We start from the raw sequence: 22,865 nt of genomic DNA on the forward strand, positions 1-22,865 counted from the left end.
CATCGTTCAACGGCGGGATGTTCGATCGACCCGATCGATATTATTGATCATGCGATCAATAACGTGGAAGACTACCTAGACTGTCTGCACGATGTCAACACCCGTCCGCACGCGCGCCGCACGCAAGAGCCCCGCCGAGCGATCCGCCGAGATCGCCGAGGCCGCGCGCCGGATCGCGCTCGAGCAGGGCCTCGCAGCGGTGACGCTCCGCTCCATCGCCGCCCACGCCGGCGTCGCGCCGGCCCTCGTGGCGCACTACCACCCGAGCATGGAGACCCTCGTCGCCGACGCCTTCGCGACGGTCGTGGCCGAGGAGATCGAAGAGGTCGCCGACCTCCTCGCCGCGCTCCCCGGCCCCCGCGAACGCCTCGGCACGCTGCTCGACACCCTCCTCGACGGCACGCGCGACGACGTCACGATCGTGTGGGTCGAGGCGTGGGCGCTCGGCCGGCGCAACGAGGCGCTCGCGGCATCCGTCCGCGAGCAGATGGACGCCTGGCAGGCGGTCGTCCAGGGCGTCATCGAAGACGGATCGGCCACCGCGGGCTTCCAGACGACGGATGCCGCGGCCGCCGCCTGGCAGCTCCTCGGCATGATCGACGGCCTCAACGCGCAGGCGCTCGTGCGCTGGGGCGACGCGAGCGCGCGCGGGTCGATGATCCACGGCGCCGTCGAGGGCATGCTCGGGCTCGAGCGCGGGGCGCTCGCCGGCGGACGCTGACCGCGCGACATCCGCGCGCCGAGCCGCCGCTCAGTCGCCGAAGGTGCGCAGGTACTCCTCCGCGAGTCGCTTCGGAGCGACGGCGAGCCATGCGTCGGCGACGACCTCGTCGAGCCGGCGGCGGGAGATCGTGTCGAGCCGAACGAGGATCGCCGACCAGCCGTCGAAGTGCGGGGTCGTGAAGAAGACGTCGGGGTCGTCCTCGACGAGCGCGAACTTCACGGCCTCGTCCTCGACGCGTGCGCCGAGGACGGGCCACGGCTGCTCGTCGATGCCGAGGAACGCGAGGTCGGCGCGCCGGAGCGGCCGTTCCCACACGAATCCCGTGTTCCGGACGCGCCAGTGCGGCACCCCGAAGCTGACCGCCTCGGTCGCCCCGGGCATCGCCATCGCCACCCCGCGCACCTCGTCCCACCCGATCACGCGGCACACCCTACGCCGGTCCAGGTTGCGCGGCGAGGCTCCGGTGCGCGGCGCCGGGTGCCCGGCTGAGCGGCGTCCCAGCGCGCGCCGGCGCTCGAGTCGCAAGGAACACCCGACCGGCTCGTGCCGTTGGCCTCTCGTATGAGCCTGCTGCCGAACACCATGCGCGCGGTCGCCGCAACCGGATCCGTCCCCCTCGACGACGAGCGCGCGCTCGCCGACGTCGACCTGCCGCTTCCCGAGCTCCGCCCGCGCGACGTGCTCGTCGAAGTCGCCGCGGTGTCGGTGAACCCGGTCGACGTCAAGACGCGGATGCGTCGCCCCGCCGACGCCCCGCGGATCGTGCTCGGCTACGACGCCGCGGGCACCGTCGTGGGCGTCGGCTCCGAGGTGACGCTGTTCGCCCCCGGCGACGAGGTCTACCACGCGGGCGTCATCACCCGGCAGGGCACGAACGCGGAGTTCCACGCGGTCGACGAGCGCCTCGTCGGCCGGAAGCCCGCGAACCTGTCGATGGCCGAGGCCGCCGCGATGCCGCTCACCACGATCACGGCGTGGGAGTCGCTCTTCGACCGGTTCCGGCTCGACGCGTCGAGCGGGGGCACGCTGCTCGCGGTCGCCGCGGCCGGCGGCGTGGGCTCGATCCTCACGCAGCTCGCCGCGACGCTCACCGGCGTCAGCGTGATCGGCACGGCGTCGCGGCCCGAGACGCGCGACTGGGTGCGCGGCATGGGCGCCGCGCACGTCGTCGACCACCACGGCGACCTCGCCGCGGCCGTGCGCGAGATCGCACCCGACGGCATCGACCGGGTCTTCACGCCGTCGACGGCCGGCCGGCTCCCCCTCTACGCCGACGTCCTGCGACCCTTCGGCGAGATCGTCGCGATCGACGAGGACCCCGATATGGACGCCCGGGTGCTGAAGTCCAAGAGCATCGCGTGGCTCTGGGAGTCCATGTTCACGCGCGGGGTCTTCGAGACGCCCGACATGATCCGCCAGCACGAGCTGCTCGACGAGGCATCCGCGATGTTCGAGGACGGGCGGCTGCGCTCGACGCTCGCGCGCGAGATCGCCGGGATCGACGCCGCGGGGCTCCGCGAGGCGCACGCGCTCGTGGCGTCCGGGCGGAGCATCGGGAAGGTCGTGCTAGTGCGCTGAGGCCGGGCGGGACCGGCGCGGGCGGGCCGGGCGGACGGGGGCGGGCGGGGCGGGGCCGGGCGGACGGGGCGGGGCCGGGCCGACCCGCCGGGCCGCGATGCACCGCGCCCCGGCGGCGATGTCGGATGCCGCGGCTAGCGTGGTCTCGACGGAACAGCGGAGGGAGCCCGATGTACCTGGCCGGCGGCACGGTGGTCACGAGCGCGAGCGACCTCAAGAAGGCGTCCGACTGCGAGTTCGCGTTCCTGCGCGAACTCGACGTCAAGCTCGGCCGCGAGACGCTGTTCGAGCCCGTGGCCGACGCCATGCTCGAGCGCGCGGGCCGGCTCGGCGATGCGCACGAGATCCGGGTGCTCGAGCGCTACCGCTCCGAGTTCGGCGACGGCGTCGTCGAGATCGAACGACCCGACCTGCGCGACCCCGACCAGCTCGAGGCGGCCGTCGCCGCGACGCGGGAGGCGTTCGAGTCGGGCGCGCCCGTCGTGTTCCAGGCGACCTTCGTCGACGACGGGTTCGTCGGCTTCGCCGACTTCATCGTGCGGCAGCCCGACGGCCGCTACCTCGTTCAGGACTCCAAGCTCGCGCGCCGCGCTCGGGTGACGGCGCTGCTGCAGCTCGCGGCCTACGCAGCGCAGCTCGACCGCATCGGCGTGCCGCGCGCCGACACCGTCGAACTCCTGCTCGGCGACGGCACGACGAGTTCGCATCGCCTGGAGGACATCGAGCCGGTGTTCCTGCTGCGACGCGAGCGCCTCCGGCAGATCGTCGAGGAGCGCGTCGCCGACGATCGGCCCGTCGCGTGGGGCGACCCGCGCTACGCCCTCGACGGGCGCTGCCCGACGTGCGACCTCGAGGTGCAGGCGAACCGCGACCTGCTCCTCGTCGCCGGCCTGCGCATCACGCAGCGCGCGCACTTCCATGCCGCCGGCATCACGACGATCGACGAGCTCGCGGCATCCGCCGGCCCCGTCGACGGCGTGATGGAGGCGACGCTCGAGGGCCTGCGGGTGCAGGCGCGGCTGCAGCTCGTCGCCGAGGCCGAGCTGCGCGCGGCCGAGGCGTCCGGTGACCGCTCGCCCGACGATCCGCCGATGCCGCCGCCCGTGGAGGTGCGCGAGCCGGGCGCCCTCGCGGCGATCCCCGAGCCCGATGCGGGCGACCTGTTCTTCGACTTCGAGGGCGACCCGCTCTACACCGAGGGCGCGGCGACCGAGTGGGGCCTCGACTACCTGTTCGGCATGATCGACGTCGACGAGCGCTTCACGCCCATCTGGGCGCACAGCTTCGCGGAGGAGCGCCAGGCGCTCGTGCAGTTCCTCGCATTCGTGAAGGAGCGCCGCGAGCGGCATCCGAACCTGCACATCTACCACTACGCGAGCTACGAGCGGACGCACCTCACCTCGATCGCGGCACGCCACGGCGTCGGCGAGGCCGAGGTCGACCAGCTGCTCGCCGACGGCGTGCTCGTCGACCTCTACCCGATCGTCAAGCGCGCGGTGCGCGTCGGCAGCCGCTCGTACTCGATCAAGAAGCTCGAGCCGCTGTACATGGGCGAGCGGCTGCGCAAGGCCGACGTGAAGTCGGGCGGCGACTCGATCCTCGAGTACGTGCGCGCCCGCGAGCTGGCCGCCACGGGCGACGCCGCCGGCGCGCGGCTCGTGCTCGACGACCTCGCCGAGTACAACGAGTACGACTGCGTGTCGACGCTTCGCCTGCGCGACTGGCTGCTCGGCCTGGCGCGGTCGCACGGCGTCGAGCCGGTGCCCGCGCTGCTCCTCGTCGAACCGACCGCCAAGCAGTACGCGGCGAGCCCGCTCGCGACCGAGCTGTCCGCACTCGCGGGCGGCGCCGACGAACGCCGCGGCGACCCCGATCGCACCGCGCTCGCGCTCGCGGCCGCCGCGATCGACTACCACGAGCGCGAGCTCAAGACGTTCTGGTGGGGCCACTTCTTCCGCGTCGAGCAGCCGCTCGAGGCCTGGGAGGATCATCGCGACGTGCTCGTCGTCGACCCGGCGCGCACGGTCGTGCTGCACGACTGGTACCGCGAGGGCCGGCAGCAGTTCGATCGACGCGAGCTGCTGCTCCGGGGCCGCATCGCGCCCGGCTCCCGGTTCAGCGCGGGCGCCGACCTGTACCTGCTCTACGACTGGCCCGCGCCGTTCCCCTCGTTCTCACGGCGCCCCGGTTCGCGCGCATGGGCGAAGGCGACGGTGATCGAGTCGACGCCCGACGGCGTGCGCATCGAGGAACGCTCGACCGTCGACGAGACCTGGCGAGACCTGCCGTTCGCGCTCGTGCCGGGCAACCCGCCGCCCGCGGGGCGGCAGAAGGCGGCGATCGCCGAGTGGGCGCGGCCGATCGTCGATCGTCACCCGGCGTGGCCGAAGGACGCCGCGGTCGACCTGCTGCGGCGCATCCCGCCGCGCACGCGGTCGGGCACGCTCGCGCCGCTGCCCGATCACGAGTACGTCGGCGCGGTCGTGCGCTCGCTCGGCGACCTCGACGACTCCTACCTCGCGGTGCAGGGGCCGCCCGGCACCGGCAAGACCTACGTCGCGGCGCACGTCATCGCTCGGCTCGTGGGCCACCACGGCTGGAAGGTCGGGGTCGTCGCGCAGTCGCACGCGGTCGTCGAGCACCTGCTCGACGCGGTGGTGGGCGCCGGGCTCGACCCGCGGCGCATCGCGAAGGCGCCGAAGAACCGCGACGACGGCGTCGTGCGCGGATGGACCCCCATCGACAAGGACGGCATGTCCGCGTTCATCTCGGCCAACCGCGATGCCGGCTTCGTCGTCGGCGGTACGGCGTGGGACTTCGCGAACGCCGACCGGGTCGGCCGGCGCGCGCTCGACGTGCTGGTCGTCGACGAGGCCGGGCAGTTCTCGCTCGCCTCGACGATCGCCGCGTCGGTGGCCGCCCGGCGCCTGCTGCTCCTCGGCGACCCCCAGCAGTTGCCGCAGGTGAGCCAGGGCACCCATCCCGAGCCGGTCGACATGTCGGCGCTCGGCTGGATCGCCGACGGGCACGACGTGCTGCCCGGCGAGTTCGGCTACTTCCTCGCCGAGAGCCGGCGCATGCACCCGGCGCTCGCGGCGTCCGTCTCGGCCCTCTCGTACGAGGGTGAACTCGCGTCGCACGACTGCGCCGCGCTGCGCGCGATCGACGGGGTCGAACCGGGACTCACGCCCGTGCCGATCGAGCACGAGGGCAACACGACCGAATCCGTCGAGGAGGCCGCCGAGGTCGTCCGGATCGTCGGATCGCTGCTCGGGCGGGCCTTCACCGACATCGTGCCCGGCGACGGCGAACCGGTTCGAGCCGTCCCGCGCCCGCTGGAACAGCGCGACCTCATCGTGGTGACGCCGTACAACGCGCAGCTCGCGGTCGTCCGCGACGCGCTCGACCGTGCCGGGTTCGCGGCAGTGCCGGTCGGCACCGTCGACAAGTTCCAGGGGCAGGAGGCCGCGGTCGCGATCGTGTCGCTCGCCGCGTCGTCGGCGGCCGCCGCGCCGCGGGGAGTCGAGTTCCTGCTGCTGAAGAACCGGCTGAACGTCGCGATCTCGCGAGCGCAGGTCGCCGCCTACCTGGTCCACTCGCCGGGGCTGCTCGACGCGCTGCCTCGCACGCCGCAGGGAGTCGCCCAGCTCAGTGCGTTCGCGCGACTGGTCGGCATCGAGCTCCCGGCGTGGGAGCGGGAGCCCGTCGGGTAGCGCGCGTCAGCCGCCGACCAGCTTCTCGACGGCCTTCGCGATGCGTCGCGCCCGGGTCTCGGGGGTCTTCGCCTCGGTGATCGCCGTCACGTGCGCCTTCTGGTGGCTCGGGGCCAGTCGGTCGAACGCCGCACGCGCGCCGGGCGTCGCGTCCAGCGCGGCCGCGAAGTCCTCGGGCGGCTCGACCGTCCGCGGGGCGGTGTCGAGCTCGAGCTCCACCGAGATCGCGTCGCCGCCGGAGATCCCGGTCGCCGCGCGCTTGTCCGAGCTGAACGGGATCAGGTGACGGCCGCCCATGACGGCGAGCGTGCTGCGGTACTCGTAGCCGTTGACCCGCACGACGACGGGTGCGCGCCGCCCACCGCCGAGCGCCTCGACGACCTCGGCCGGAACCTCGATGCCGGTGTTGTTCCCCGACTGGAACATCGTGGTCTCGAACTGCATGCTCCCGAGCCTCGCACCAGTCGAGGCTGCGCGGAACCCCGCGACGCGGCATCCGCTCGCTCTCTGGGAATACGGCACAGGATACCCACGTAGGTTATCTGCATGACCTCCCCCACCGACCTGAACCCCGCCCGCATCACCATGTACGGCGCCGAGTGGTGCGGCGACTGCCGCCGCTCGAAGGCCCTGCTCGACCGGCGCGGCGTGGACTACGAGTACATCGACCTGATGACCGTCGCCGACGGCGCCGACCGCGCGAAGGCGATCTCGGGTCGCACGAACATCCCCGTGGTCGTCTTCCCCGACGGCACGCACTTCACCGAGCCCACCGACCACGAACTGGCCGCGAAGCTCGACGCCGCGCTCGCCGCCGAGAGCGACGCCGCCTGACGGTCGCCGCGGCCTGACCGTCGCCGCCGCCTGACCCTCGTCACCGTTCTCAGGGGTCCTTCGGCGTGTCGCCGGAGACCGCGGCGCGCCCTCCTGAGAACGGTGGCGATCGGCGAGAAGTTCCGGGAACGGGATCCCGCGAGGGCGTCAGGCGAGGGCGGGGATGACCTCGCGCTCGTAGAGCTCGAGACCGGAGCGGTCGTAGGCCGCCTCCGGGAAGTAGTGGATCGCGTAGCCGAGGCCGCGCGAGCGCATGTCGAGCAGCTTGTCCACGACCTGCGACGGCGTGCCCACGGCGATCGCCTCGTCCGAACGGAAGTCGTGCATGAACTTCGCCGCGGCCTTCTCGCCCGCCGAACCCGCGACCCGCGCCTCGATGGCCTCGAGTCGTCGCTCGACGTCGACCTCGGTCTCGCCGATGACCGTGTTGAAGTTCGCACTCCGCACGATCGAGGAGAAGTCGCGACCGAGCCGGTCGGTGTGCCCGCGCAGCACCTCGCTCTTGTGGCTGAACTCCTCGGGGCTGCCGTAGAAGTTCGTGTACGAGGCGTACTTCGCCGCGATCTTCAGCGTCACCTTCTCGCCGCCGCCGGCGACCCACAAGGGGACGCCGCCGGCCTGCAGCGGCTGCGGCTGCACGATCGCTCCGTCGACCCGGGTGAACTCGCCGTCGAGGCTCGCGCGGCCCGTCGTCCACGCCTGGTGCATGATCTCGACGCCCTCGCGCAGCATCCGCAGTCGCTCGGGGGCGTGGGGGAACCCGTATCCGTACGCGCGCCACTCGTGCTCGTACCATCCGGCGCCGATGCCCATCTCGAGCCGCCCACCGGAGATCACGTCGACCGTCGCCGCGACCTTCGCGAGGTAGACCGGGTTGCGGTAGGCAATGCACGTGCACATCTGCCCGAGGCGCACCCGTGAGGTCGACGCCGCGTACGCGGCCATGAGCGACCATGCCTCGTGCGTCGCCTCCGACTCGCTCGGCACGGGCACGGTGTGGAAGTGGTCGTAGACCCAGATCGACTCCCACGGCGAGCCGTCGCGGTCGGCGAACTCGGCGAGGCCGTGCATCGTCGACCAGTGGTCGGCCGGCTCGATGCCGACGAGGTCGTGGCGCCATCCTTGGGGTACGAAGAATCCGAATCGCATCCCGCCAGCCTACGGTCGCGATCTCAGCGTCAGCACTGATGTCGCCCGGCCTTGACATCCGTAGCGTCGGCGAACATGGCCCACACGATCGATCACGCGCACGTCCTCGTCGACGACCTCGCCGCCGTCGCGGTCACGTCCGGCGGCATCCGCGTCATCCATCTCTCGGGTGTGGCGACCTGCCCGAGCGAGCTGTGGCGCGTCGACGTCGTCGCGGTCGGCCGCACGCCGTTCGGCGGCACCAGCCCGGGCCGTCTCACGATCGGCCTGAAATCCGCCGCGCCGCGCCGTCGCGGTCGGTTCCGGCACGTCCGCGTCCCGTTCGAGGCGATCATCGAGGACGAGCGCACGCACGAGGTGGAGGTGCACCTCGAGTGCCAGCCCGCCGTCGTGCTCCCCGTCCTCGAGGCCGACGACTCGTTCGGCGCGGGCGCGCGGGCGACCACGCGCCGGCGCTCCGAGGTCGCCCGTCGCGCGCTGCCCGTGGGTGCGCATTCGATGGCGGATGCCGCGCGTCGCGCGTTCGGCGCACTGCGCGACGCGTTCTCGGGCGTCACGCCCCGGTTCGCGGTGGCGGTCTGACGCAGGGTCCGGCGGGCGCACCGCACCGCACCGCGCCGGCCGCGCCGCGCGGCTCCGCGTCGGCCGCGTCGACCGCGCCGCTTGGCGCCGCCCGGCGCCGACCGGGCAGGCCGGCGCCGCAGCCCCTGATCAGGTGAGCGCGAACCTCAGCTCGGCCATCGCAGGCCCGTCCCAGACGGAATCCTCGAGGTCGTCACCCCGCACCGTGACGACTTTGCCGCCGCGGGCGATGACGAGCATCGCGAGCTCGGGCAAGAGGTCGCCGGCGTGCCGGCCGTCGGAGAGCGCGTCGCCGTTGCCGTGGTCGGTCGCGAACTCGATCGCACCCGACTCGTGGTCGAGCGTGCCGTTGACCGACGTCGTGAAGTCGAACCACAGGCACTCGACGGCGCCGTCGGCGGCGAGTCGCCCGATCGCGGCGAGGTCGCGCTCGACGCGCCCGGCGCTGCCGTCGGCGAGGCCCGTGAGTGCGGTCTTCGCCTCGTTCACGTTGAGCTGCGCGAGCTGCTGGCGGAGCTCGCCGTCGATCTCGGCGGCGCCGAGCCGGTCGGGACCGCCCTGCACACCGACCACGCGGCGCCCGTTGTGCGCCCGGTCGAGGAACGAGCTGAGCAGCGGCTCGGCCGCGAACACGAACAGGGGCACCCTCGCATCGGGGTCGTGCTCCTGGAGCTCGTGCCAGACGGCATCGGCGACGCGCTTGGCGTAGATGTCGTGGATCTCGGGGCGTCGGTCGCCCTCGTTCGTACCCCGATCGCCGTGTCCGCCGCCGCGGCGACGCAAGCCCTCGCCGGCTTCGCGGTTCGCGGCGTCGTCGAGGTTACGGGGCAGGTCGGGGTCGAGCGGCATCTGCTCGGCGCGGGCGGTCGGGAGCGCGTGCCAGAGCGCCCACTCGTTCGAGGACAGTGTGACGGCGAACGCCTCCTGATCCTGGCTCGGTGCTCGGAGCAGCTGCCCGAGCACGAAGTGCGAGCCCGCGTGCACCGCGTCGTCGAGGCGGTTCGGCAGCACGTAGACGTCGGTGAAGCCCGGCGCGACGAAGATCGCCAGGGAGCGGGAGAGCCCGGCCCACAGCGAACGGTCGCCGAGCACGGCGTCGCGCTCGACCTTGAGTGCGTCGACCTCGGAGGTCTCGGCGCCGCCGGAGCGGATGCGGTCGATGGCCTCGTCGAAGAGGCTCTTGACGGCGACCTCGGCGCGTTCTCGCTCACTGACGACCGGTGACGTGGCCGCGTAGATGGTGATCGCGGGGTGGTGCTCACCCGCCAGAGTCGCGAAATCGGTCGTGGTGGGCAGCTCGTGGTGAACCGTCATACGTCCCTCCCCCAGGTCCGGCGACGACGTCGTCGCGTGTCCCCCAGCCTAGGAACCTCGAGGCCGAACCGACAGACCCATTCGGCAGACGTCCCGGCGCGAGTGAGGTCGACGGATGCAAGCCAGGCCCGCGGCCCGCAGCGCGACGGGCCCGGCGCGGTCGCCGGGCCCGTCGGGATGCGTCGCCGCCTCAGCGGCCGACGGGGTGGTTCGAGCGGATGACCCCCGTGGGGTCGACGGCCTGCTTGACCGCGCGCAGTCGCGCGAGCCGGCCGTCGTCGCCGAAGAACCGCGAGCCCGTCGTCTGGCGCTCCGCGAAGTTCAGGTACTCGACGGAGGCACGCCACGGCTCGATGCGCGAGAGCAGGCGCCCGAGCGAGGCGACGACCGCCTGGAGCGTCTCGGGCACGGCGATGCCGACGGCGTACACCAGGTACTCGGCCTCGAGCCCGCCGACGGCGCCCGGGATGGGCAGTCCGCGGTCGGCGGCGACCTCGAGCGCGGCCGACGGTGAGAACGCGCCGCCGAGGTGGCGGATCTCCGCGGACAGCAGCGCCGTGTCGGCGCCGGGGCCGACGGCGGCGACGAACGCGCGGACCGCCTCGGCCGGCAGCTCGGCGAGCATCATGCCGTCGCCGTGACCGGGCGTCGGGCCGGGCGGGTCCATGTGCAGCTGGAGCAGCTCGGCGGGGGCCTGCGGGTGCACGGTGTCCATGGCCGGCTCCAGGGCGCGGAGCGGCGCGAGCAGCGCGTCGGCGCGCGCGGGCTCCTCCTGGATGACGGCCTCGACGAGCACGAACGACTTCCCGGAGAGGAATGGCGGGAGCTCCGGCATCGGCGGGAAGCGCAGCACGCGTCCGACCGAGGTGACGGTGTCGGGCACCGAGCGCGTCCACTCGGCCCACGCCTGCAGCACCTCCTCGGTGCGCTCGATGGGGAAGAACAGGGCCCCGGCGACGACCTGCTCGATCTCGAACAGCGCGAACTCGAGCGCCGTGACGATGCCGAAGTCGCCGCCGCCGCCGCGGACGGCCCAGAACAGCTCGGGATCGTGCTGCGCGTCGACGCGACGGAACTCGCCGTCGGCGGTCACGAGCTCGACCGCGGTGACGTGGTTGGCGGCGAGGCCGTGCGCGCGTCCGAGGAACGAGACGCCGCCGCCCAGCGTGTAGCCGACCACGCCCACGTCGTGGCTCGATCCGGCGAGCGCGGCGAGGCCGTGCGGCGCCGCCGCGGCGACGACGTCGCCCCAGAGCACGCCCGGCTCGACGCGCGCGATGCGCTGGGTCGGCCGGACCTCGATCGCGCGCAGCTCGTGCGTGCGGAGGAGGACGGCGTCGGCGAGGCCGCGCCCCTCGGCCAGCGGGCCGGCGTTGTGGCCGGTCGCCTGCGGCGCGACCGCGAGTCCGAGCTCGCGGGCGGCGCGGACGGTGCGGGCGACGTCGGCGACGGATGCCGCGACGACGACCGCGGCGGGGTGCTGGTCGACCGCGAGGTTCCAGGCGAGCCGGTCGGCGTCGTAGTCGGGGTCGCCCGGCAGGGAGAGCCGTCCGTCGAGGCGTTCGGCGAGGATCGCGAACGACTCGCGGAGCGACATGGCGGCCGGCGCAGCGCTCTCGGCCGGAGCGGCCGACGGCGCCGTGGTGGTGGGATCGGTGGCCGCCGCGGTCTCTGCCGCGACGGTCTCGGAGGCGAGCGGGTTCACTGGTGGTCCTTTCACGGGGTGATGGTCGCGGGCCGGGCGGCGGCCGTTGCGGCCTGGTCCGACGGCCGCCCGGATCACCGGGGGCGCTCACGACGCGACTCCCATACAACGGCCTGCGTCGACGCCGGAGATCAGGACGATCCCGCCGATCCACTCAGGGTTATCCCGAGCATCCGACGCGACCGGCCGGTCGGACCGCAGGCCGGGACCTCCGCGGAATAGCGCTCTCGGGGCCCCGGTTGCAGCAGGGGATGTCTCTCTCGCCACGCCTCTCGGTCCTCGATCTCGTCCCCGTCCGGAACGGCCAGTCCTCGTCAGAGGCGCTCGCGGCATCCGTCGCCCTCGCGCAGGCCGCCGACCGCCTGGGCTTCACCCGCTACTGGTTCGCCGAGCACCACAACATGCCGTCGGTCGCGTCCACGACCCCGCCCGTGCTGATCGCGGCGACCGCCGCGCGCACCGAGCGCATCCGCGTCGGCTCGGGGGGCGTGATGCTGCCGAACCACGCGCCGCTCGTCGTGGCCGAGCAGTTCGCGGCGCTCGAGGCGCTCGCGCCGGGCCGCATCGACCTCGGCATCGGGCGCGCACCGGGCAGCGACCCGGTGATCACGCAGCTCCTGAGGATCTCCGGCCCGACGGCCGACGTCGACCGGTTCCCCGATCACGTCGCCGACATCCTGAGCCTGCTGTCACCGGATGGCGCGACGCTGCGCCTGACGAGCGGGCGCGAGTACCCGATCCAGGCGACGCCGGCCGCGACGGACGTGCCCACGCTGTGGCTGCTCGGCAGCTCCGACTACTCCGCGAAGCTGGCCGCCGAGCTGGGACTGCCGTACGTGTTCGCGAACCACTTCTCGGGCGAGGGCCTCGAGCAGGCGCTCGAGCTCTACCGGTCGGGGTACCGCCCGAGCGAGCGGCATCCGTCGCCGCAGACGATCCTCACCCTGAACGCGATCGTCGCCGACACGACCGACGAAGCCGAGGCCCGCGCGCTGCCGCAGCTGCACGCGATGGCGCGACTGCGGCTGAATCGCCCGATGCGCCCGCTCGAGACCGTCGAGGAGGCCGAGGCGGCCCCGCGCGACTCCGACGCCGACGAGGTCGTCTCGCGCATGCGCGCGCGTTGGGTGATCGGCGAGGCGGATGCCGCGGCATCCGCCGTTCGCACGCTGGCCGAGCGGCACGGCATCGACGAGGTCATGCTCGCGCCCGTCGCGGGCAGCCGTGCCGACGAGCCGGCTGATGCCTCGCCGGGCCGCGTGCGGACCCTCGAGCTGCTCGCCGACCGCCTCGCCGCCTAGCGCGAGGAGCCGCCGACCCGTTCGAGTGCGGTTTCTGCGTGCGAGTGCGGTTTCTGCGTGCGAGTGCGGTTTCTGCGTGCGAGTGCGATTGTCCGCGCACTCCACCGCAGAGATCGCACTCCGTCGAGGCACGCGCCGCCGCCGCCGCGAGCTTCAGCCCCGCTTCAGCGCGCATCCGGGAGGATGGGCCCGACGGAGGACGGTGATCGATGCGGCTGCTGGTGGTCGAGGACGAGACGCGCCTCGCCGAGGGACTGAAGCGCGGGCTCGAGGCCGAGGGCTTCGCGGTCGACGTCGCCGCGAACGGCACCGACGGACTGTGGCTCGCCCGCGAGAACCGCTACGCGGCGATCCTCCTCGACATCATGCTCCCGGGACTGAACGGCTACCTCGTCTGCCGCGCGCTCCGCGAGGCCGACGACTGGACGCCCGTGCTCATGCTCACCGCGAAGGACGGCGAGTGGGACCAGGTCGAGGCGCTCGACACGGGTGCCGACGACTACCTGACGAAGCCGTTCTCGTTCGCGGTGCTCGTCGCGCGCGTGCGGGCGCTCATCCGGCGCGGCGCCGCTCCTCGCCCGGCGGTGCTCTCGGCGGGCGACCTCGAACTCGACCCCGCCTCGCGCGCCGTCCGCCGCGGCGGCACCGCCGTCGATCTCACCGCCCGCGAGTTCGCGGTGCTCGAGTTCCTCCTGCGCCGACCCGGTGAGGTGGTGTCCAAGCGCGAGATCCTCGAGGGCGTCTGGGACTTCGACTTCGACGGCGACCCGAACATCGTCGAGGTCTACATCCGGCACCTGCGCAACAAGGTCGACCGTCCGTTCGGGCGCGACGGCATCCAGACGCTCCGTGGTGCGGGCTACCGGCTGGCGGCCGACGGTGGCTGAGGCGGCCGGCCGAGCGGATGCCGCGGGCAGGCCCCGCCGGCACCGCACCGGTGTCCGCGGCCGCATCACGCTCGCTGCGGCATCCGTCGTCGCCCTGGCGCTCGTGATCGGCGCCGTGATCTTCTGGATCGTGCTGCGCGCGTCGCTCCTCGAGGGCGTGCGGGCCTCGGCCGAGCAGGATGCCGCGGCGCTGGCGGCGCAGGTCGAGGCGGGCGGCGCGACGTCGCTCGGCGACCTCGGCGAGCTCGACGACGACCGCATCGTGCTGGTCGTCGCCGGCGGCGCGATCGTCGCCGCGAGCGAGGAGGCGCCCGCTACCGCGGCGGGCCTGCGCGACGGCGCGAGCGTCCGCGTCGACGACGAGACCTACGTCCTCGCCCGCGAGGACGCCGAGAGCGACGCCGACGGGGGCGACGACGAGGTCGCCGTGATCGTGGGTCGCAGCACCGAGTCGGTGGACGAGACCCTCGGCACCGTGGCGCGACTGCTCGCCGTCTCCGTGCCCCTCCTGGTGGCGCTCGTCGCGCTCACGGCCTGGATCGTGGTCGGGCGTGCGCTCGCCCCCGTCGAGCGGATGCGGCGGCAGGTCGACGCGGTGACCGCGACCACGCTCGCCGACCGGCTCGACGAACCGGCGACCGGCGACGAGATCGCGCGCCTCGCGCAGACGCTGAACGGCATGCTCGGCCGGCTCGAGTCGGCGCAGGCGACGCAGCGGCGATTCATCTCGGACGCGTCGCACGAGCTGAAGTCGCCGCTCGCGACGATCCGGCAGTACGCCGAACTCGCTCGCGCCCACCCGGAGCGGGTCCGCGACGGGGAGCTCGGCGAGGTGGTCCTCGCCGAGGGCGATCGGCTCGAACGCCTCGTGCAGGGGATGCTCGTGCTCGCCCGCGCCGACGAGGGCGCGTTGCGCCCCGATCCCGCGGAGGTCGACCTCGACGACCTGCTGCTCGCCGAGGCGGCCCGGATCCGTGGTGGCGGCGCGGTCGCGGTCGACACGTCGAGCGTGCACGCGACGAGGGTGCGCGGGGATGCCGCGCTGCTCGCGCAGCTCGTCCGCAACCTCGTCGACAACGCCGCCCGCCATGCGCGCTCCGGGATCGTGCTCGCGGTCGACCCGGAGCCCGGCCGAACTGACCGCGCGAGCGGCGGAGATGCGAGCGGCGCCGTGATCACGATCGACGACGACGGTGACGGCATCCCGCCCGGCGAACGCGAGCACGTGTTCGAGCGCTTCGTCCGACTCGACGACTCGCGGGCCCGTGACACCGGCGGCAGCGGCCTGGGACTGGCGATCGTGCGCGAGATCGCGCGCGCACACGGCGGCGAGGCCCGCGTCGAGGACGCGCCGTCGGGCGGCGCACGCCTCCGCGTGGAGCTGCCGGCCGCGGCATCCGCTCGCTGACGCACCGATGCGCCGGGACGCGACCCCGCGCGCCCGCGGTTCGCTGAAACCGCGTTCAGGACGCTTCAGGCTGGCTTCAGCGCACCCCGGCGAGTCTGGTGTCGAACCGAACGAACGGGAGGCACGACCATGAAGAAGCGCACCATCTGGATCACGTCCGCCGCGGCCGCCGGAGTGCTCGCCCTCGGCGGCACCGCGATCGCGTACGCCGCGACCGACGGCTTCGAGGCGGAGGACCCGGCCGGCTCGTCGCAGGAATCCGGAACCGAGGACGAGGCGAACGAGCAGCTCACCGGTGCCGACCTCGAGCAGGCGACGGATGCCGCACTGGCGGAGGCCGGCGAGGGCGAGGTCGTCGAGGCCGAGCGCGAGGACGACCGCGAGGGCGACCGCGTCGTCGCCTACGAGGTCGACGTGAAGCTCGACTCCGGCACGTACGTCGAGGTCTCGCTCGACGAGGACTTCGGCGTGGTCGCGGTCGAGGACGACGACGCGGATGACGCGGATGACGCGGACGGCGACGACGACTGACCTCATCGTCCGATCCGCGCGGCTGATGCCGACTCGTTGGAGCGCGGTTTCTGCGTACGAGTACGGGTTCCCGCGTACTCCACCGCAGAAATCGCACTCCATCGCGCGCGCGCCCGCGGGCGCGGGGGCGGGCGGGAGCGCGCGGGAGCGGGCGGCGCGGGCGCGCCGCGCGCTCAGGGGGCGAGCGACGAGACGCGGGCCTCCCACGGGGCGAGCGGCGCGTCGAAGGCGCCGGGCGCGTCGGGCAGCGTGTTCGTGAGCACCGGCAGCGAGTCGCGCCACCGGTCCGCGAACCCCGGCGGGAACACCGGGTCGTGCTCCGTCGACGCGAGGTTCACCACGACGAGCAGCCGGTCGTCGTCGAGCACGCGCTCGAACGCGAAGATCGCGGGGTGGCCGGCATCCACCCGCTCGAAGGACCCGTGGGCGACCACGGGCCGTTCGTGCCGCAGCGCGATGAGCTGCCGGAAGTACTCGAACACCGACCCCGGGTCGCCGACCTGCGCGGCCGCGTTGATGGTCGCGTGGTTCGGGTTCACCTCGAGCCACGGCACGCCGGTCGTGAAGCCCGCATCAGGCGTGGCGTCCCACTGCATCGGCGTCCTTGCGTGGTCGCGGCTCATCAGGCTCAGGCCGTACAGGGCGTCGGCCGCCGCCGTGCCGCTCGCCACCTCCTCGGCGTAGGCGTTCAGCGACTCGACGTCGCGGTAGTCGCCGATGTCGGCGAACGGCGCGTTCGTCATCCCGAGCTCCTGCCCCTGGTAGACGTACGGCGTGCCGCGAAGCAGGTGGAGCATGGTCGCCAGCGCGGTGGCCGAGCTGTACCAGTGCTCCTCCGCGTCGCCGAATCGGCTCACCGAGCGGGCCTGGTCGTGGTTCTCGAGGTAGAGGCTGTTCCAGCCCACCTCCTCGAGGCCCTCCTGCCACTTGGCGAGGGATGCCGCGAGCTCGCCGGGTTCGAGCCGGCGCGGGTGGAACTTGCTGACGCCGTGGTCGAGCCCGACGTGCTCGAACTGGAAGACCATGTCGACCTCGCGCCGTGCGGGGTCGGTGAACAGGAGCGCCTCGTCCACCGTGACCCCGGGGGTCTCGCCCACGGTGATGAGGCCGTCGCGCCCGTCGAACACCTCGCGGTGCATCTCCTGCATGAACTCGTGCAGCCGCGGACCGTTGGTGTAGAACGCGCCGCCGTCGCCGAACTCGCGCCCGTCGCGGACGGGTCCGTCGGGCAGGTGCGGGTGCTTCGAGATGAGGTTGATCACGTCCATCCGGAAGCCGTCGACGCCGCGGTCGAGCCACCAGCGCATCATCTCGTAGACCGCCTGCCGGACCTCGGGGTTCTCCCAGTTGAGGTCGGGCTGCTTGACGTCGAAGAGGTGCAGGTAGTACTCGCCCGTCGCCTCGTCCCACTCCCACGTGGGGCCGGAGAAGAAGGACCGCCAGTTCGTCGGCTCCGCGCCGGGCGCGCCGCCGGCCAGGCCCTCCCGCGGGGGGCGCCACCAGTACCAGTCGCGCTTCGGGTCGTCACGGCTCGACCGCGATTCCACGAACCACGGATGCTCGTCCGACGTGTGGTTCACGACGAGGTCCATGACGAGCCGGATGCCCCGCGCGTGCATGGCCGCGAGCAGCTCGTCGAAGTCGTCGAGGGTGCCGAACGTCGGGTCGATGTCGCGGTAGTCGCTGATGTCGTACCCGTTGTCGGCCTGCGGCGACCGGTAGATCGGCGACAGCCAGACGACGTCGACGCCGAGCCGTTCGAGGTGGTCGAGGCGCTGCAGGATGCCGCGGAGGTCGCCGATGCCGTCTCCGTCGGAGTCCTGGAAGCTCCGTGGGTAGACCTGGTAGACCACTGCGGACTTCCACCAGTCCGGGGCGGTCGACGGATGCCTGGGCTCGCGTTCGTTCGCCATGCCCCGATCCTCGCAGGATGTTCGCGCGGCGTCACGGGGTGGACGCGCGCGTCCCGGGTTGCGCAGCGGGCCCCGGGATGCCGTGCGACACGACGATGCCCCGGGCATCCGCCCGGGGCATCCGGTTGCTGCGAGTCGTCGAAGCGGGCTCAGGCCGCGAGGCCCAGGCGCCGCAGGTCGTCGCCGGAGGCGCGGTGCTCCGACCCCGCGGCGACCGTCGCCTCGCGCGGCACGCGCGCACCGTTCTGCACGCGGGCCCCCGCGCCGACGGCCGCGTACGGTCCGACGACGGCGAAGCGGCCGACGACCGCGCCGCGGCCGACACGGGCGTTGACGCCGATCGTCGCGTTCTCGGCGACGATCGCGTCCTGTTCCACCCAGGCGCCGTGCGACAGGGTCGCGCCCCGCTGCACCTCGGCGCCGGGATCGACGTATGCGGTCGGGTCGACGAACGCCGACGCATCCACCTTCGCGGTCGTCGCCACGAGGCCGCGACCGTTGACGTGCTTGCGGTAGCGGCGCAGGATGCCGGCATCGTCTTCGAACTCGACGTAGCTGATGCCCACTCGTCCTCCATTCCGTTCCGGACAGGGGTTCCGGATACAGGTACAACATCCGTGCTGACCGGGGCATTCCCCAGCCTCGGTGCTGACCCTGTGGATCTCCATGGCTCTCCCTGATCCTTCGCCGTGCGCGCGTCCGTAGCGTCGGCCGGGAGCCGACGACCATGTCGGCGCTCGCCCCAGCCGGGCAATCCCCTCGTTCCGGGAGAACCGCCGATCCATGTCCGCCTACCTGCTCTGCGCGAACCCCATCCAGGGCCACGCTGCCCCCGTCATCGCCATCGCGCGCGACCTCGTCGCCCGCGGCCACGAGGTCACCGTGCTCACGGGCTCGCGCTTCCGCGATTCCGTCGAGGCCGCGGGCGCCCGGCACCGCTCACTGCCGGGCATCGCCGACTTCGACGACCGGGTGATCCAGGACCACCTGCCCGACCGCGACCGATACCGCGGCATCGCCAAGGTCGAGTACGACGTCCAGCGGATCTTCGTCCACCCGCTCGCCGCCCAGTTCCGTGCGCTCGAGGCCCTCGTGGAGGAGCTCGCGCCCGACGCGGTCCTCGTCGAGGCCGCGTTCATGGGCGTTCTGCCGATGCTGCTCGACGATCCGGCCTCCCGGCCGCCGATCATCGCGGTCGGGGTCATCCCGCTCTCGCAGCAGAGCGTCGACACCGCACCGGGCGGGCTCGGGATGGCGCCGCGCTCCGGTGCCCTGGGCCGGCTCCGGAACCGCGTGCTCAACGCCGTCATCACGAAGGTGGTGTTCCGGAAGACCCAGGCGCTCGCCGACCGCACGCTGCGCGAGCTCGGCCGGCCCGCGCTCCCGCAGTTCCTGTTCGACGCGACCGAGCTGTGCGACCGCTTCCTGCAGCTCTCGCCCGCCGAGTTCGAGTACCCGCGCAGCGACCTCGCTCCGAACGTCCGCTTCGTCGGGACCGTCCTCCCGGCCTCGCCGGGCCCGACCGAGCTGCCCGACTGGTGGCACGAGCTCGACGGCGACCGCCCGGTCGTGCACGTCAGCCAGGGCACGATCGACAACAAGGACTTCGGCCGGCTCATCCGCCCGACCCTCGACGCGCTCGCCGACCGCGACGTGCTCGTGGTCGCCGCGACGGGCGGCCGACCCGTCGCGGGGCTCGGGCCGCTGCCGGAGAACGCCCGCGCCGCCGAGTTCCTGCCGTACGACCTGCTCCTGCCGAAGACCGACGTGTTCGTCACGAACGCCGGATTCGGCGGCACGCAGTACGCCCTCAGCCACGGCGTGCCGATCGTCGCCGCGGGCGATACCGAGGACAAGCCCGACGTCGCGATGCGCGTCCAGTGGAGCGGCACCGGCCTCACCCTGCGGACGGGGACGCCGACGCCGGCTGCGGTCGGGGCCGCGGTCGACCGGCTGCTCTCCGAGCCGTCGTTCCGCGAGCGGTCGGAGGAGATGGCCCGCCGCATCGCCCGGTACGACACCGCGGCGATCATCGCCGACGAGCTCGATGCGCTGGTCGCCGCACGGCGGAGCACAGAGCCGGCTCGCTGACCCGCGGGAGCCGGGAGCCGGGAGCCGGCAGCCGGGAGCCGGGAGCGGGGCCGCCGGTCACCCGCGCCGGGGCGCCCCGCCCGATGCCGGAACCGCCGCGCCCGCGACATCCGCCCTCGATGGGGGATGCCGCGGGCGCGACGTGAGCTGCGGGGATGCCGCCCGACGGATCAGCCGTCGGTGCGGGTCTCCGTGATCTCGACGTAGAAGACGAGGGTCTGGCCGCCGAGGCCGTTCGAGGACTCCTCCTCGCCGTAGCCGAGGGCCGGCGGGATGGTCACGAGCAGCTTCGTGCCGACCGGCTGGCCGACGAGCGAGGCGCCGAAGCCCGGGATGACGCCCGAGATCGAGAACGGCACGGGCGCGTTGCCGAAGCTCTGGTCGAAGACCTCTCCGGTCTCCCACACGACGCCCTGGTAGTCGACGGTCACCGTGTCGTCCTCGGTGACGACGTCGCCGTCGCCCTCCTCGAGGACGGCGACGAGCAGCTCGTCCGACGGCTCGGCGTCGGGGATGGTCACGGTCGGCGTGCCGTCCTCGGCGTACTCGACGGTCGGGACGTCCTCCGTCCACTCGCCGGGCACGGGCAGCTCGACGAGCTCCTGCACGTCGGTCACGATGACCAGGGTCTCGCCCGGCTCGACGCCGATGCCCTCGTTGCCCTCGTCGCCGTAGATCGACGACGCGGGCGCGACGGTGACGACGCGCGATCCGAGGGCCACGCAGTCCGCACCGGCGCGGAAGCCGTCGTAGAGCGTGCCCTCGGCGAGCTCGAGCGTGGCCGGCTGCGAGAAGAGCTGCTCACCGGTCGTGCCGGAGAACGCGGTCACCTGGGCGCTCACCTGGTCGCCGGGCGCGGTGTCGTCGCCGTCGCCCTCGGTCACGATGGTGCGCTGCAGCTCCTCGGCCTCGAGCGGCGCGTCGAACGTCGCGGTCGGCGTGCCGCCGAAGTCGCCGGACACCTCGATGGCGTCGCTCTGCTCGCCCGCCTCGACCTCGAGGCACGCCGCCGCGGCATCCGTCGACGTGGGTTCGGGCGTCTCCTCGCCGCCGCCCGCGCAGCCGACGAGCAGGAGGACGGACACGGATGCGAGTGCGATGGGCGCGCCACGACGCAGGGCACGGTTCATGGAGGGGTACTCGATTCAGGGTCGGAATGCAGACGTGAACCACAAGTCTGCACGCCGGATGTCTCGATTCCCTGAGTCTTCCCGAACGCGCGCGACCGGGCGACAATGTGCGCATGGGGGAAACGGGGATCCAGCCCGACGTCGCGAGCGTGTTCACCGACGCGGCCGGGACGTTCACGGAGCTCGACGAGGTGCTGTGGGATCCGATCTCGCGGGCGACGGTGCTGCGGGCGGTCCCGCAGTTCGACGAACGCGTGCTCGACGCGTGCGCGGGCGCCGGCGCCTCGGCGCTGCCGACCGCCGAGCTGGTCGGCCCGGGCGGCGTCGTCGACGCGGTCGACCGCTCGAGCGCGATGCTCGACACGCTGCGCGAGCGCGCGGGTGCGCACGTCCCGTGGCTCCGCGTGCACGAGGCCGACGCGACGACGTGGCCGTACACGGGCTACGACCTCGTGCAGTGCGTGCTCGGGGTGTTCTTCTTCGAGGATGTCGCGGCGGGCGTCGCGCACCTCGTGCAGTGCGCACGGCCGGGCGGTCGGGTCGTCCTGACCGTGTGGGCGGATGGCGCGCTCGAGCCGCTTCCCGGACTGCTCGCGTCGGTGCTGCCCGACGACGAACGCGTTCCGAGCCTCGACGAGGACGACGGCCCGGTGGTGCCCGGCGCGGGCACGGCGGGCGGGTTCGCGCACTGGCTCTCCGAGCGCGGACTCGCCGACGTGCGCGCGGAGGCCGTTCCGCGCCACCTCGACCTGACGCCCGAGATCGCGTGGGCACTCGTGATCGGCACGGGCATGCGGGCGATGCTGGGCGACCTCGACGACGAGGCGATCGAGGGGGTGCGCGGGCGGTACCTCTCGGCGATCGAGGAGCGCGGCGTGGCCACCGTCGACATCACGACGCTCGTCGCGGTCGGCCGACGACCGGAGACCGAGGGCGAGGCCGAGCCGGCGGGCGAGGCCGAGCGGGAGGCCGAGGCCGAGCCGGAGAACGACGCCGAGCCGGAGGCCGCGGCCGCGGACACCTGAGCCGCTACGCGTCGCCGCCCGGCGCGCCACCGGTCGCGACCGGTCGCTCGAAGCGGTTGGACCACTGGCTGAACGAGCCCGGGTACAGCGCGGCCTCGACGCCCGCGAGCTCGAGCGCGGCCACCTCGTGCGCGGCGGTGACGCCCGAGCCGCAGTAGACGGCGACGGGGCGGGCCCCGTCGACGCCGAGCGCGGCGAAACGGGCGCGCAGCGCCGCGGCCGGGAGGAAGCGCCCCCCGCCGTCGAGGTTCTCGGCGGTGGGCGCCGACACGGCGCCCGGGATGTGCCCGGCGCGCGGGTCGATCGGCTCGACCTCGCCGCGGTACCGCTCCCCGGCACGCGCGTCGAGCAGCACGCCGCCGCCGGCGGCGCCCAGCGCGTCCGCCTCATCGAGGTCGACGACGGGCATCGCGCCGAACCGCGCGGTCGCGTCACCCGGCTCGGCCACCACGTCGCCCCGCTCGAGCGGGAGCCCGGCCGCACGCCATGCGGCGAGTCCGCCGTCGAGGATCCGGACGTCGCCGAAGCCCGCGTGCCGGAGCAGCCACCACGCCCGGGCCGCGGACATGCCGGACGCGTCGTCCATGGCCACCGCGGTGTCTCCGTCGCGCAGGCCCCAGCGCCGCATCGCCCGCTGGAACGCGGCCTCGGACGGCAGCGGATGACGCCCCTCGCCGACCGCGGCGTGGTCGGCGAGCTCGCCGTCGAGGTCCACGTAGACCGCTCCGGGAACATGCCCATCGCGGTATGCACCGCTGCCGTCGGGTTCGGCGAGCGTCCAGCGGACGTCGAGCACCCTCGTCCGTGGCGCGCCGACCGGGGCGTCCCACTCGCGCTCGAGCCGCGCGGCGAGGTCGGCGGGGTCGATGAGGATCGGCATGCGCCCATCCTCCCAGCCCGGCCGGGCCACGGCATCCGCGCCGCGGGGCCGCCTCCGCCCCCTCGGTAGACTGGTCGGACGGTCGGAACGCACGCGGGGG

General features: G+C 73.4%; 20 protein-coding genes. 11 read left to right on the top strand and 9 right to left on the bottom strand.

What is annotated here, in order from left to right; all coding sequences use genetic code 11:
* Positions 1-91: 91 nt before the first annotated feature.
* On the top strand, positions 92-721 hold the full coding sequence (locus ACULK2_RS15255; RefSeq protein WP_445969906.1) for a TetR/AcrR family transcriptional regulator: 630 nt from the start codon (positions 92-94) through the stop codon (positions 719-721).
* 30 nt (positions 722-751) lie between these two features.
* Here the strand turns inward: ACULK2_RS15255 and ACULK2_RS15260 are convergent, their stop codons facing one another.
* A complete protein-coding gene (locus ACULK2_RS15260; RefSeq protein WP_445969907.1) occupies positions 752-1,144 on the bottom strand; it encodes an MmcQ/YjbR family DNA-binding protein in 393 nt (130 codons plus the stop codon).
* Positions 1,145-1,285: 141 nt separating this feature from the next.
* On the opposite strand from ACULK2_RS15260, the gene ACULK2_RS15265 reads away from it, so the two are divergent.
* Positions 1,286-2,302: a zinc-binding alcohol dehydrogenase family protein gene (locus ACULK2_RS15265; RefSeq protein ID WP_445969908.1), complete on the top strand. Its 1,017-nt coding sequence runs from the start codon at positions 1,286-1,288 to the stop codon at positions 2,300-2,302.
* A 170-nt stretch (positions 2,303-2,472) separates the two neighbouring features.
* The gene (locus tag ACULK2_RS15270; protein ID WP_445969909.1) at positions 2,473-6,015 is read left to right on the top strand and encodes a TM0106 family RecB-like putative nuclease; all 3,543 of its coding nucleotides are present in this window, start codon (positions 2,473-2,475) and stop codon (positions 6,013-6,015) included.
* A gap of 6 nt (positions 6,016-6,021) precedes the next feature.
* Here the strand turns inward: ACULK2_RS15270 and ACULK2_RS15275 are convergent, their stop codons facing one another.
* Complete coding sequence (locus tag ACULK2_RS15275; RefSeq protein ID WP_445969910.1) at positions 6,022-6,459, bottom strand: YdeI/OmpD-associated family protein; 438 nt, start codon at positions 6,457-6,459, stop codon at positions 6,022-6,024.
* Positions 6,460-6,561: 102 nt separating this feature from the next.
* Between ACULK2_RS15275 and ACULK2_RS15280 the strand changes: the two genes are divergently transcribed.
* Complete coding sequence (locus ACULK2_RS15280) at positions 6,562-6,849, top strand: glutaredoxin family protein (RefSeq protein ID WP_445969911.1); 288 nt, start codon at positions 6,562-6,564, stop codon at positions 6,847-6,849.
* A 147-nt stretch (positions 6,850-6,996) separates the two neighbouring features.
* Here the strand turns inward: ACULK2_RS15280 and ACULK2_RS15285 are convergent, their stop codons facing one another.
* A complete protein-coding gene (locus ACULK2_RS15285; protein WP_445969912.1) occupies positions 6,997-7,998 on the bottom strand; it encodes an LLM class F420-dependent oxidoreductase in 1,002 nt (333 codons plus the stop codon).
* 75 nt (positions 7,999-8,073) lie between these two features.
* Here ACULK2_RS15285 and ACULK2_RS15290 point away from each other — a divergent pair, with 75 nt between their 5' ends.
* Positions 8,074-8,580 (top strand): hypothetical protein, encoded by a 507-nt coding sequence (locus ACULK2_RS15290; RefSeq protein WP_445969913.1) that lies wholly within the window; start codon positions 8,074-8,076, stop codon positions 8,578-8,580.
* Between the two features lie 129 nt (positions 8,581-8,709).
* Here the strand turns inward: ACULK2_RS15290 and ACULK2_RS15295 are convergent, their stop codons facing one another.
* Together ACULK2_RS15295 and ACULK2_RS15300 are read right to left on the bottom strand one after the other, a co-directional pair.
* The gene (locus tag ACULK2_RS15295) at positions 8,710-9,894 is read right to left on the bottom strand and encodes a hypothetical protein (protein WP_445969914.1); all 1,185 of its coding nucleotides are present in this window, start codon (positions 9,892-9,894) and stop codon (positions 8,710-8,712) included.
* 190 nt (positions 9,895-10,084) lie between these two features.
* Positions 10,085-11,614 carry an FAD-binding oxidoreductase gene (locus ACULK2_RS15300; protein ID WP_445969915.1) on the bottom strand — a complete coding sequence of 510 codons (1,530 nt, stop codon included), beginning with the start codon at positions 11,612-11,614 and terminating at the stop codon, positions 10,085-10,087.
* Between the two features lie 236 nt (positions 11,615-11,850).
* Here ACULK2_RS15300 and ACULK2_RS15305 point away from each other — a divergent pair, with 236 nt between their 5' ends.
* The 4 genes from ACULK2_RS15305 (at position 11,851) to ACULK2_RS15320 (ending at position 15,726) form a co-directional block, all read left to right on the top strand.
* On the top strand, positions 11,851-12,900 hold the full coding sequence (locus ACULK2_RS15305; protein ID WP_445969916.1) for an LLM class flavin-dependent oxidoreductase: 1,050 nt from the start codon (positions 11,851-11,853) through the stop codon (positions 12,898-12,900).
* 209 nt (positions 12,901-13,109) lie between these two features.
* Positions 13,110-13,787, top strand: a complete 678-nt coding sequence (locus ACULK2_RS15310) for a response regulator transcription factor (RefSeq protein WP_445969917.1) — start codon at positions 13,110-13,112, stop codon at positions 13,785-13,787.
* Entirely contained in the window at positions 13,780-15,195 is a 1,416-nt protein-coding gene (locus tag ACULK2_RS15315) for a sensor histidine kinase (protein ID WP_445969918.1), read from the top strand. Before ACULK2_RS15310 ends, ACULK2_RS15315 begins: the two co-directional genes overlap by 8 nt.
* Before the next feature lie 129 nt (positions 15,196-15,324).
* Positions 15,325-15,726, top strand: coding sequence for a hypothetical protein (locus tag ACULK2_RS15320; RefSeq protein WP_445969919.1), 402 nt, complete (start codon positions 15,325-15,327; stop codon positions 15,724-15,726).
* Positions 15,727-15,899: 173 nt separating this feature from the next.
* On the opposite strand, the gene ACULK2_RS15325 is transcribed toward ACULK2_RS15320, so the two are convergent.
* Positions 15,900-17,639, bottom strand: coding sequence for an alpha-glucosidase (locus ACULK2_RS15325; protein WP_445969920.1), 1,740 nt, complete (start codon positions 17,637-17,639; stop codon positions 15,900-15,902).
* Positions 17,640-17,788: 149 nt separating this feature from the next.
* Entirely contained in the window at positions 17,789-18,205 is a 417-nt protein-coding gene (locus ACULK2_RS15330) for a transferase (protein WP_445969921.1), read from the bottom strand.
* 217 nt (positions 18,206-18,422) lie between these two features.
* Here ACULK2_RS15330 and ACULK2_RS15335 point away from each other — a divergent pair, with 217 nt between their 5' ends.
* Complete coding sequence (locus ACULK2_RS15335; RefSeq protein ID WP_445969922.1) at positions 18,423-19,730, top strand: glycosyltransferase; 1,308 nt, start codon at positions 18,423-18,425, stop codon at positions 19,728-19,730.
* Positions 19,731-19,900: 170 nt separating this feature from the next.
* Here the strand turns inward: ACULK2_RS15335 and ACULK2_RS15340 are convergent, their stop codons facing one another.
* The gene (locus ACULK2_RS15340) at positions 19,901-20,860 is read right to left on the bottom strand and encodes an FKBP-type peptidyl-prolyl cis-trans isomerase (protein WP_445969923.1); all 960 of its coding nucleotides are present in this window, start codon (positions 20,858-20,860) and stop codon (positions 19,901-19,903) included.
* Positions 20,861-20,973: 113 nt separating this feature from the next.
* On the opposite strand from ACULK2_RS15340, the gene ACULK2_RS15345 reads away from it, so the two are divergent.
* Positions 20,974-21,885: a class I SAM-dependent methyltransferase gene (locus tag ACULK2_RS15345; RefSeq protein WP_445969924.1), complete on the top strand. Its 912-nt coding sequence runs from the start codon at positions 20,974-20,976 to the stop codon at positions 21,883-21,885.
* A gap of 4 nt (positions 21,886-21,889) precedes the next feature.
* On the opposite strand, the gene ACULK2_RS15350 is transcribed toward ACULK2_RS15345, so the two are convergent.
* Entirely contained in the window at positions 21,890-22,765 is an 876-nt protein-coding gene (locus ACULK2_RS15350) for a sulfurtransferase (protein ID WP_445969925.1), read from the bottom strand.
* Positions 22,766-22,865: the final 100 nt, after the last annotated feature.

The organism is Agromyces molybdatiresistens (genome assembly GCF_052748445.2).

Coding starts and splice junctions, on each gene's coding strand:
- ACULK2_RS15255 (WP_445969906.1), top strand. CDS start 92: ATGTCAACACCCGTCCGCACGCGCGCCGCACGCAAGAGCCCCGCCGAG.
- ACULK2_RS15265 (WP_445969908.1), top strand. CDS start 1,286: ATGAGCCTGCTGCCGAACACCATGCGCGCGGTCGCCGCAACCGGATCC.
- ACULK2_RS15270 (WP_445969909.1), top strand. CDS start 2,473: ATGTACCTGGCCGGCGGCACGGTGGTCACGAGCGCGAGCGACCTCAAG.
- ACULK2_RS15275 (WP_445969910.1), bottom strand. CDS start 6,459: ATGCAGTTCGAGACCACGATGTTCCAGTCGGGGAACAACACCGGCATC.
- ACULK2_RS15280 (WP_445969911.1), top strand. CDS start 6,562: ATGACCTCCCCCACCGACCTGAACCCCGCCCGCATCACCATGTACGGC.
- ACULK2_RS15285 (WP_445969912.1), bottom strand. CDS start 7,998: ATGCGATTCGGATTCTTCGTACCCCAAGGATGGCGCCACGACCTCGTC.
- ACULK2_RS15290 (WP_445969913.1), top strand. CDS start 8,074: ATGGCCCACACGATCGATCACGCGCACGTCCTCGTCGACGACCTCGCC.
- ACULK2_RS15295 (WP_445969914.1), bottom strand. CDS start 9,894: ATGACGGTTCACCACGAGCTGCCCACCACGACCGATTTCGCGACTCTG.
- ACULK2_RS15305 (WP_445969916.1), top strand. CDS start 11,851: ATGTCTCTCTCGCCACGCCTCTCGGTCCTCGATCTCGTCCCCGTCCGG.
- ACULK2_RS15310 (WP_445969917.1), top strand. CDS start 13,110: ATGCGGCTGCTGGTGGTCGAGGACGAGACGCGCCTCGCCGAGGGACTG.
- ACULK2_RS15320 (WP_445969919.1), top strand. CDS start 15,325: ATGAAGAAGCGCACCATCTGGATCACGTCCGCCGCGGCCGCCGGAGTG.
- ACULK2_RS15325 (WP_445969920.1), bottom strand. CDS start 17,639: ATGGCGAACGAACGCGAGCCCAGGCATCCGTCGACCGCCCCGGACTGG.
- ACULK2_RS15335 (WP_445969922.1), top strand. CDS start 18,423: ATGTCCGCCTACCTGCTCTGCGCGAACCCCATCCAGGGCCACGCTGCC.
- ACULK2_RS15340 (WP_445969923.1), bottom strand. CDS start 20,860: ATGAACCGTGCCCTGCGTCGTGGCGCGCCCATCGCACTCGCATCCGTG.
- ACULK2_RS15345 (WP_445969924.1), top strand. CDS start 20,974: ATGGGGGAAACGGGGATCCAGCCCGACGTCGCGAGCGTGTTCACCGAC.
- ACULK2_RS15350 (WP_445969925.1), bottom strand. CDS start 22,765: ATGCCGATCCTCATCGACCCCGCCGACCTCGCCGCGCGGCTCGAGCGC.